Consider the following 9,343-nt stretch of genomic DNA (forward strand, 5'->3'; position numbering starts at 1 on the left):
AAATCCTCCGCTACGCAATCAACCTAGTCTGTTCCATGGGTGCTGATGGCGGACATTCACCTGTGAGAACTTGTCCCGTTCATTCCGTTCCTTTGGTCCGAGAGCCTGGGAGAGGCCGAGGCAATCTCTTTCTGGACTTGGCTGCCCATATGCCAGACGAAGCGCGATTGGCAAAGCTGGCCGAAATTGGGAAACAGAGGCGCGTCTCTGAACTGCAATCTTACCTTGAAGCCAGGCTTGAAGGGCGCCCAGGGCCAGAGTGGCTGGACGGGCAGCTGATTGATCTAGCCTCACGTGCATCTGAAATGCTCGGTGCGTGTATCGCATTTGGTCCAAATGCAAATCTTCCAAATCTATCGCAAGCGGATTGGGACTTGGCCGGGGAGGTTGGGTACGAGTTTACTCGACGTGGCCCTGAAGGCGTTCGAGAAGGGCTTGAAGCGGTGCAGTCGAAGACGCCATGCTCAAAAATTCAAGCCGGGCCGCAAGGTGTGTTCGGTGTTCTTTATGAGTGGATTCAGTTCAAAAAAAACCGAAAACCGATTGGGCCATTTCGGGAGGTTTTCCGTGAACATATTCTGGAAACCATGCCAATTGGTGCGGGAACGATTCTGTTTGGAGAACCCGTCGTGCAGCGGCGGCGTCATTCTGTAGTGTCACTGAGCCAGAAGTTTGGTGTGCATCCCAGAACTGTTCAAAATGCGCTGATGGTCGCCGATCTGCTGCCTGCGGACTATGACGCAAAACGGGATTTCGGCGCCATTGACGTTGCACGTTCTGAAGACCTTCTCAGGAGGATGCGGCGTTCGGTTCCGATTTCTGAAGTTCCAAAATATCTAGGCTGCAAACGGCCCCAAGTGGCGCAGCTTATCGAAGCCGGCATGCTTAAACCAATCGCGGGCTGTAGAGATGGCCGAAGGAGCATTGCTCAGGGAGTTGACGCCAACGACCTGGACAGTTTTGTGAACCGCTTGCGAAGTTTCGGACAGCCCATTTCTGAACCTTCAGAGGGTGTGTTGGGAATTGCCAATGCGGCTGAAGCCTTGAAAGTGCCCGCTGTCAAGATTGTCGAACTGTTGCTCCAAAGGCAACTAACTGGAGTTGAGCTTCTCGACGAAGAACTGCGTTACCAATCTGTACTTGTTGACGTGGCAGAAGTGGGTGAAAAACTCGGTTGCCGAACTGGTTCTCCCGGGAAATCGATTTCGGATGTCGCGCGAAAGCTTGGCCTTTCTGCCAACTCAGTGGACTTCCTTCTTCGAACTCCACCAGACGGAATGGAACCGGTTCTGACAATTTGCGGACAAACTAGACACATGGGGCAGATGCGTGATCTTGTTAGCCCTGCTAGCGTGGACCGTTTCAAGTTGGACTACCAAAAGATCACCGACGTTGCGACGAGAATGGCAACAACAGTTCCGGAAGCCCGAAGGAAGTTAAAATCTCGAGGGATCTTGCCAGTTTGGGAACCCAAAACGGCGGGAGTGGAGCTCTACAGAACCTCAGAATTCTAGAAGAACAAAAGCTGAAGTAACAGCCGCCCTTCGGGGCGGCTTTTTTGTTGCCCAAATTTTTTTGTGGGCGACAAGGAGTTGTCAAGATGGGTGAAGTGGCCGCGGCATAATCAAGGGTGATAATAAATATATATAAAAATCAATACTTTAAATTTTGGGAGCTGCCGATTATGGGTTATTTATGCCCGACGGAACATTTTGAACCACCACAAGCGGATTACTGATTAACCGCCTGAGCTGTGCCATCGCTTTTCCAGGCGGTGGCATATGCAGTGAAAAGGTGGCGTCTTTGGGGTGATCGCGCCTCTTTTTTGTGGTAGCGGACGGGGTAATCTTATGGCGCGGGAAGATGGCCAGGTGCAGGTTTTTTCCTGTATTCAAAGACCTTAGCCGCAAGTTTTCTTTGGAACGGTAGCCCCCTGCCGTCTCTGCCTCGGGCGCGTTCACAATTCTTTTTGTCCAAGTCTGTATTGTGTTGGTGTTGTGCCTGTCTGGCCTCGGAAAAAGCGGGTAAAGTGGGACTTGTCCGAGTAGCCAAGCGAGAGACCAATCTCTGCAATTGTCATTGTGTCCCGGCGGAGATGTTCCTTTGCCACATCAATGCGCAACCGTTTAATCTCGCGCGGCAGCCTTGTACTTTGCTGCTGAAGGGCTTTTAGAAACCGTTCCGGCGGTATACCCAGCAGTCCAGCGACAACCTTTGGCCCTAAGTCGGTTTCGTCCAGCTTGTCGCGTAAGACGGATCTTAATGCAGCCACTACCGTTACTTCTTCGTCATGACGGGCCGAGGGCGCCGGCGCGGCAGTCTGGACTGAGACATGGTTCAGGAACAACCAGTCCACTGGAAAACTCACGTGCATTCCGGGATCAGTTCCAAGGCTGACCTCGATCCCCTTGTAGCCAAGCGGCAGGCCATTGATATATCTGCTTTCCCACCGTACCCGCGTTGGGTCCCAGGCGTTTCCAACTACGGTTTGCAACAAGCGCACGTAGATGGCGGCCCCAAAACCGGTGACTTGAACGGGCGGAACAGCGGGTTCCTGTTGCCTTTCGATCCGATACGTGGCCTTGTTGGCTTCAACGACAAGGCTGTGTCGTACCGAGTTTGTTTCCTGTGGTACAAGCCCAACGAAACGGGCAAAGAACTCGAACAATGTCGTGGTTGATTGCAGGGACTGCGCGAAAGGGGGCCACCCTTGCAGGTCAAATGTTTCGCCGACATTCAACCCAAGATACCGGTCTCCGGACAATTCGGAGAAGGCATTCAACAATCCATAGACCAAATCTGAATGGACATAGACAGATGGGTCAGACAGCAACTCGGCTTTCAGCCCGACCTGATCCAGCGCGGGTTGAGGATTGATCCCGCGGTCAGTGAGATATTGCAAGAACGGGGCTGCCAAGGCGAGGCGGATAAAGCCCTCGTTGTGCTCTTGAGAGGTGGAGTTGAGAGGCAAGCTCATCCTCCTTTCGCGGAAGTCATGTTCAAGCAGTGGCCACTTTATCAATCATATTCGAACATCTTAATGCAAAAATGGCAACCGGAGCAAAGATTTCCGTTCTACAGTTAGGGAAACATGAATATGAAGGGAGTGCTTATGTCCGGTCTACGAATGTCGCTTTTCTCGACGGCAATTGTCGCGTCAGTCCTTACTTTTTCGGCGGCTACGCAGGCTCAGGATCAAGAAGTACCACAAACGCTGTTTACCAACGTCCATGTCTTCGATGGCGTGAATGAGCAGCGCATGGAAAACGCCAGTGTTCTGGTCGAAGGTAACCTGATCAAGTCCGTTTCAACCGACGCGATCGATGCTCCTAATGCTACGGTTATTGACGGTGGAGGACGGACACTGACGCCCGGATTTATTGAGCTGCATGCGCATCTCATGCTTATGGGGCCTACGCTGCCGGCGATGGAAGCCAACACGACGTGGGAAGATTTCGCCATTCACGGTGCACGGATGGCTGAGATGTATCTCATGCAGGGGTCACCACTGTGAGGGATGCGGGTGGTGCCAATGGTGGGCTGCGAAGGGCCATTGACGCAGGGCAAATCGACGGCCCCCGGTACTATCCTTCCGGAGCATTTATCGGAACACGGGGTGGCCACGCAGACTTCGCCAATTTCACTGCACCACCGGGCTCTGAAACGAACATGAGCCGTCTGAACTTGGCGCAAGAGATTAGCGGTGTCGATGACGTTTATAAATACGCGCGCAACAACTTTCGAATGGGTGCAACGCAGTTGAAATTCATGCAATCCGGTGGCGTGGTTTCGGCTTTTGATCCATGGCAACTGCTGGCTGGATCACCAGAGGAAATCAAAGCAGCTGTTCAAGTCGCAAATGAATACGGCAGCTATGTCATGGCGCATTCGTATCGGAAAGAAGCAATCCTGAATGCGCTTGATGCAGGCGTGATGTCGATCGAACATGGTTTCTCGTTCGATTGTGAAATCGCTCAGGTCATGAACGAAAAAGGGGCCTACATAACCACGAACCTGACGGCCTTCGATCCCGGTTTGCTTGATATTCCTGCGGTGGCAAACGTCCCGTCCAGCCTTGCCAAAGCAAAATCCGCCTCGGCCACATTTGCGGGCTACATCGACAATATGAAGGAATGCCCGGTGAAGCGAGGGTTCCAGACGGACTGTGTTGGCTCGGTGGAAGCATGTAACATCCAGATTGCCTACGAGAAACACCTGAACAATGAGTTTTTCGGTCCGTATACTTCGATGGTGACGCTGACCTCGACAGGTGGTGAAGTCGTTGCTTTGTCGGGCGATTTCATGAACCCTTATACGGCTGGAAAGCTTGGAGTGATCGAAGAAGGCGCTTATGCTGATATCCTGTTGATCGACGGAAACCCGCTAGAGGATTTTTCGGTCGTTGGAACCGGTGATCAGTGGTTTGGAGCGGACCCGAGACCGGACAGCCCTGAAACGATCCGTCTGATTATGAAGGATGGTGTGATATACAAGAACACGCTGGAATAGTTAAAAGCGCAGCCGGAGAGTATTCATGCGTCATTGGTTTTGCATCGCGGTCATCGCAGGGTTGGTGTGGTGTGCCCCGCCCACTTTTGCAGCGCCTGGGGTTGCGTTGGATTGGGCGGATCTTCCAGACCCGTCCGCGCAGATCTTTGAAGACCCTTATCGCGATCTCAGCCCTGAACAGTTCGACGATGTTCTGTTTGTTGTACGACTGCGCGGCAGGCTGCAGCAGGATCATGGCAGCGAAGAAGAACGGCAGAAATGGCAAGAACTGCTGGCTGAGACCGAGGACGCTTTGGCCGCAGATGAAATTGATATCGACTGGCTGCTCGATCAGCGTGAAGTTGTGATGGAGCGTCGAAGAAAGGCCGGGACGAACGGAAATCCGCAGTTAGACGGCCAGACAATCACTGTCGCGGGCTTTGCTATTCCAGCCCCCAGCGATCCCGACGGGCGACCTGTGGCGTATCTGGTGCCGGAACGCGGGATGTGCAGTCACATGCCTCCGCCGCTTCCCAACCAGATGATCCGCGTGCGTTTAAATGAGGATTGGACCCCCAGCTATTTCCATGAACCCGTACGATTGACGGGAACGCTGACCATTGATCCGTCTGTTCAAAACATGATGGTCGTGGACGGCGTTATGCCCATGAACGCGACCTTCCAGCTTGAAACGGACAGTGTTGAAACGCTGGAAACCGAGACAGACAGGCTGGAGTGGAAACAGCGTGCTGCTGATCGCATTCGCGCGGCGGGCAATCGCAAGACGGGCGGGGCAAGAGCGTCCGAATGATAAGAAACCTGCTTGCTGCATCGGTAATTGCATCTGCTGGCGCGGTATCGGCGCAAGGGCTTTCCGGACCTTCTTCTGTTGGGGCTGATCTTGAGCCCGGCGACGGCCTGACCGATCCGCAATACAGATCGGATTTTCCGCGTAACATCGCGCCAGGTTGGTTCGGGTGGAAGGACCGACTGGCTGAGGGCGGGTTTCGTTTCAACATTGATTACTTGGCGTTGGGCCAAACCACGAATGCTGATCTGGGCACCGGCGAAGCGGCCAGCGGAATTGCTCGGTTCTACGGCAACTGGCAGGCAACTGAACTGGGTTCTCTGACATTCAAGATTGAAGACCGGCACAGCTATACCGATGTGGCCCCGCAGTTCCTTGGGCTGGATGGTGGAGCGCTTTCGATCACGGGCACAGCCTTTAATGATAATGGACTACTGCTGACAAACCTGTTCTGGACCCAAAGGGCTGCGAACGGCGCGTGGACGCTGCAAGTCGGGCAGATTGACGTCACGGACTTCGTGGACATCTATGGGCTGGTCAGTCCCTACAGCGGATTCCAGAACCTGTCATTCAACACCAACCCGACGATCAATACACCCAATCAAGGATTGGGAATTGCGGGTGGTTTGAAGCTTAGCGAGACTGTCTATGCCGTAGCGAGCGTTTCAGACGCGAACGCCGACCCGTCTGACCCTAATTTCGATGTGTTCAGCGACGGCAATCTCTTCAAATCACTCGAACTTGGGTACACTTCCGGCTTTGATCGTATCTATTTCGACAATGTCCATCTGACCCTCTGGCATGCAGATGCGGCTGACGATGGCAGCCGAGCGGAAGACTATGGCGCGGCGTTTTCTGCGGCCTGGTTTGTCGACAACAAGTGGATGCCGTTCTTTCGGGCGGGGGCCTCAAAAGGAACGGCAGCTCTTTACGATCGGTCGATATCTGTCGGTCTGGGGTATTATGGTCGCAATACCGATCTGGCCGGTCTTGGCCTGAACTGGGCCGAAGCCAGGGGCATCGACGGGACACAGTTCACGCTTGAAGCTTTCTACCGTTTTTCAATCTCACCGGGGTTTCAGATCACACCATCGGTGCAGTTCATTTCCAACCCGCTGCTGAACCCCACTCAGGACAGCATCACGCTGTTCGGCCTCAGAACCCGGATCGTTTTCTGAGGGGTGTTCATGCGGCGGCAAAACAAATCAACTGAGGAGGCTCTGTCATGAAGACCCTATTGGCCGTAAGCGCCATAGCGATCACTTTTGCCGGCGCGTTACATGCGAGCGAGGAAAGCAAGACGTGGGAGGCGTCAGAAGAGGCGAAGCAGTTTGTGCAGGACACAATTGTCCTCGGCATGTTGGCCAGCCCCTATGGCACTGGCTGGACCGAAGACGAGCAGCTTCACACTTACTTCGCGCGTGCGCGGGAAAACGGCATCACTGGGCATGAGATGACGCTGGCTGCTGCGGATATGTCTTTCGACACCTTTCTTGATCAACATTACCACTTCCGTGCTGCAATGGCCCAGCAACCGGAAAACTACCTCATCGTGAATGAAACCCGCGACATTGAAGCTGCCCACATACAGGGCAAAACAGCGGTTATTTGGAACAGCCAAACGGCCACGATTCTGGACGGCGACCTGAGGAAGATGGCAGTGCTCAAGGATATGGGGATCAAAAGTATGATCCTGGCTTACAATGACATTTTCCGGACTGGTTCTGGGCAGTTGGCGGCCTATAACGGTCGCGACATTGGTCTGACCCCGTGGGGGAAGTCAGTTATTGATGAAATGGTCAGGTTTGGCATACTGCTCGACCTAAGCCATACGGGTTCGAAAACGGCCAATGACGCCATGGATTACATGGATGAGAACTACCCCGGGGTGCCCTATGTCTACACGCACTCGGTTCCTGCAGGGTTGTATGCGAATGGGCCCAATGCGACGCCAAAAGGGTGTTATCGCGCCATTCCCGATGATGAGGCGCTGCGCGCGGCCAAGTCTGGTGGCTACGTTTCCCCGACGTTCACAGAATGGATGATGGACGGCGTTTGGCCCGAGGATATCTCACCCGAGCAGGCCGCTGATATGATTGATTACTATGTCCAGCTTGTCGGCGTCGACCATGTTGGAATCGCAACGGACGACATGTTTTCGCTGGAATTAGTCGTACAGTTCGCAACTGCAAACGCGAGCATGTACGATGACGGCGGCTATATGATCGACGCCTTCAACAAAGGGGCAACTGGTAACGGTGAACTTGCCAAAATCCTTGCGGCGATAACGGACGATCTTTGGGCGCGCGGCTATTCAAATGAAGATCTTGCAAAGATCTACGGCGGAAACAAGATGCGGGTTTACGCGCAAGTTTGGGAAGGCAAACCACCCGAACAGTTTTTGAAGGAATACCCCGAGCGTTTGCGCTTGCGGCAAGAGCTTCGTGAAGGGTTTTATTCGCGATAGATGCGCTGGGTAATTGCCAACTTTCTTTAGGCCGGGTTTGGTCAGGCTGGCATTTCTGCTTGAGTTTGAAGGGTAGATGACGGGCGATGAGAGTTTCGAACTCCCGACACATCTGTGGTGCAAACGCAGCGCTTTGCACCACCAATTCGACTAATCAAAGCACTGAATTCCACTGCCACTAAGCGCGTTCAATCACATGAAATACGTGTGTTGCCGTTGAGTCGACTATCGAAAGATGCACCAAAAGGCACAACGCAACACAGCGTGCGTTGCTATGCAGCGAGATCAAGATCTGACACCCAAATAGCCACCGAGTTCAGTGAGGATTGCGGCACACAATCCAATCCATTTCCAAGTCGACTTTGGGTCACTATTTTTGCCGGAAACGCAATTTTGCGGCGTGCTTGAAATACACCCAAGGGTGCCTTCTTGCTTGGTCACGCTCGGAAATAGCCTTGTCCCGCTCGGAAATAGCCTTGTCCCGCTCGGAAATAGCCTTGTCCCGCTCCTGCTGAAGCTCCTGAGTTTTTTTCGCGAGGCAAACTAACCATTCCGCTGAAAGACTTTCCAGTTCCGAGGCAGTTTCCGGCAGATCTTTGTCGGATTCGTTTTCTAGTGGCTGCTTTGTTCTACGCCAGTTTTCAGACAGCCCTTCCGGCAAAAATTCACTTTCAATTTCGTCACAAGCCTTTGAGAATCTATCTAATACCCCAACTGGTATGGGGTGACTCAGCTCAACGTTTTCTCTATCCGGCCTGACCTTTCTCAATATTGCTCTCGTAGTATTACTCTTTCGCCAAGATGCCATATCTTCGGCAGGCGTTGGCAAGAAAAAATTACAACGACGCAATATTTCCAAGTGATCTAGAGAAAGAGCAGTATTAAGCCGATCTGGAATTGCAAAATCTTGAGAGTCGACACCGATCAATTCACAAAAATCAGAGCAAATATCTCCGCCGACCAATTTGCTAGGCAGGTATTCCCGTACAGTTACATTTTCTTTTCCAAAAACCTCGGCCCACCTACGAAGCCGGTGAACTGTATTAAAGTACTCATTCTGCGGGTCTACGCGATCCCAGTTTAGTTTGTCGCGCTTACTGACTTTGACTGCCGTAGAATGCGATGATTTGGCTAAACTCACCGGATCACGAATATAGCAAACAACTTTTACCTCGTAGCCCGTGGCATCAATGCTATCTTTCAACAGCTTAATTTCATTCTCAGAGCCCACTCTGCTGGAGAGATGCTCGCAAGAAATCACTGTGGTTTTATTGACAACTTTTAGATGAGAAGCAAAATCGGAAAGTATAACTTATCCATCAATTTTCTTATGTTCCGCGATGAATTCCCTTTGTTTGTTCTGGTTCGTCAGAGCTCCGGCCAGCGGGAAATGCCCATTGCCTTGAACAAATGTCAAGTGGCGGTCATTAGGGTAGTGGACTCCAACGTTTTCAAGTTTGTCACAATTATTGCTCATAAAGGCTTGAAGTGATGTTGTACCCGTTTTTTCCCAACCAATATGTACTAGGCTCAGGACCCATTGATTTCCGTTTGGTTGCGTGATTCACGGGCCGAAAAAC

Annotated in this window: 8 protein-coding genes; 6 read left to right on the top strand and 2 right to left on the bottom strand. The window is 52.4% G+C overall.

Features of this window, described 5'->3' with window-relative positions; all coding sequences use genetic code 11:
* Window positions 1-1,514, top strand: a 1,514-nt coding sequence (locus GOV89_RS22490) for a hypothetical protein (protein ID WP_217352198.1), incomplete at its 5' end; no start/stop codon positions are given.
* A 443-nt stretch (window positions 1,515-1,957) separates the two neighbouring features.
* Here GOV89_RS22490 and GOV89_RS22495 read toward each other — a convergent pair.
* Window positions 1,958-2,971, bottom strand: a complete 1,014-nt coding sequence (locus GOV89_RS22495; protein ID WP_171239139.1) for an AraC family transcriptional regulator — start codon at window positions 2,969-2,971, stop codon at window positions 1,958-1,960.
* Between the two features lie 126 nt (window positions 2,972-3,097).
* Here GOV89_RS22495 and GOV89_RS22960 point away from each other — a divergent pair, with 126 nt between their 5' ends.
* The 5 genes from GOV89_RS22960 to GOV89_RS22515 are packed head-to-tail and all read left to right on the top strand — an operon-like array spanning window position 3,098 to window position 7,763.
* Window positions 3,098-3,514: a hypothetical protein gene (locus GOV89_RS22960; protein ID WP_254451570.1), complete on the top strand. Its 417-nt coding sequence runs from the start codon at window positions 3,098-3,100 to the stop codon at window positions 3,512-3,514.
* Window positions 3,511-4,509, top strand: a complete 999-nt coding sequence (locus tag GOV89_RS22500) for an amidohydrolase family protein (protein WP_371810659.1) — start codon at window positions 3,511-3,513, stop codon at window positions 4,507-4,509. The genes GOV89_RS22960 and GOV89_RS22500 overlap by 4 nt, the downstream gene beginning before the upstream one ends.
* A gap of 25 nt (window positions 4,510-4,534) precedes the next feature.
* Window positions 4,535-5,299 (top strand): DUF3299 domain-containing protein, encoded by a 765-nt coding sequence (locus tag GOV89_RS22505; protein WP_171239140.1) that lies wholly within the window; start codon window positions 4,535-4,537, stop codon window positions 5,297-5,299.
* Window positions 5,296-6,474: a carbohydrate porin gene (locus GOV89_RS22510; protein WP_171239141.1), complete on the top strand. Its 1,179-nt coding sequence runs from the start codon at window positions 5,296-5,298 to the stop codon at window positions 6,472-6,474. The genes GOV89_RS22505 and GOV89_RS22510 overlap by 4 nt, the downstream gene beginning before the upstream one ends.
* A 47-nt stretch (window positions 6,475-6,521) precedes the next feature.
* Entirely contained in the window at window positions 6,522-7,763 is a 1,242-nt protein-coding gene (locus tag GOV89_RS22515) for a membrane dipeptidase (RefSeq protein WP_171179390.1), read from the top strand.
* A gap of 370 nt (window positions 7,764-8,133) precedes the next feature.
* Here the strand turns inward: GOV89_RS22515 and GOV89_RS22520 are convergent, their stop codons facing one another.
* A complete protein-coding gene (locus GOV89_RS22520) occupies window positions 8,134-8,967 on the bottom strand; it encodes a hypothetical protein (RefSeq protein WP_171239142.1) in 834 nt (277 codons plus the stop codon).
* Window positions 8,968-9,343 lie beyond the last annotated feature (376 nt).

Origin of the sequence: Ruegeria sp. HKCCA5763 (assembly GCF_013034545.1) — a bacterium.
Classification (GTDB): domain Bacteria; phylum Pseudomonadota; class Alphaproteobacteria; order Rhodobacterales; family Rhodobacteraceae; genus Ruegeria.